Origin of the sequence: Streptococcus sp. GMD3S, from assembly GCF_000298695.2 — a bacterium.
In the GTDB taxonomy this organism is placed as follows: Bacteria; Bacillota; Bacilli; order Lactobacillales; family Streptococcaceae; genus Streptococcus.
In genome coordinates, this window is sequence record NZ_AJRC02000051.1 from 1 (window position 1) to 538 (window position 538).

At 41.3% G+C, this 538-nt stretch carries 2 pseudogenes; one reads left to right on the forward strand and one right to left on the reverse strand.

What is annotated here, in order from left to right:
* Positions 1-166, forward strand: a pseudogene (locus GMD3S_RS0209525) (substrate-binding domain-containing protein); the annotation flags it as partial.
* 109 nt (positions 167-275) lie between these two features.
* On the opposite strand, the pseudogene GMD3S_RS10980 reads toward GMD3S_RS0209525, so the two are convergent.
* Positions 276-538 (reverse strand): annotated as a pseudogene (locus tag GMD3S_RS10980) (DUF3278 domain-containing protein); the annotation flags it as partial.

Sequence of the window (538 nt, forward strand, 5' to 3'; positions counted from 1 at the left end):
GTGGACTTGCTTTTCTTCTCCAAGTGTTTCGACGCTGGTTCAGCCCGCCTTTGAAGAAGGACAACAGGCTACAAAGATTTTGATTGACCAGATTGAAGGCCGCAATCAAGAAGAAAGGCAACAAGTCTTGGATTGTAGTGTGAGTTGGAAAGAGTCTACTTTCTAAGATGAAAGGGAAATGACTTGTGACCTCTGTTAAGAAATAAAAGAATCCCACCTAGAACGAACTAGGTGGGATTCTTTGCCTATAAATTAAAAAATTAGCGAATCTTGGTCTATTTTTTAACGTGTTCCGATAAAAAGGCATAGGTCATGGTTCCAAAGATGGCACCAATTCCCAAACCCAAGACTAGTAAAGGGAGCATTTTATCGAACTGGGAGAGATTGTCCCAAAAGGTATCGAGGGGAAGATGCTGAACAAAGAGTTTGTGAAAGGCTGATAAGACAAACAAGCCAATTGGAATGCTGATGAATACACCCCAACTACGAAGGTTGATTTGACTTTTGCTGTATCTTTTGTGATGGATTTCGGACGGGT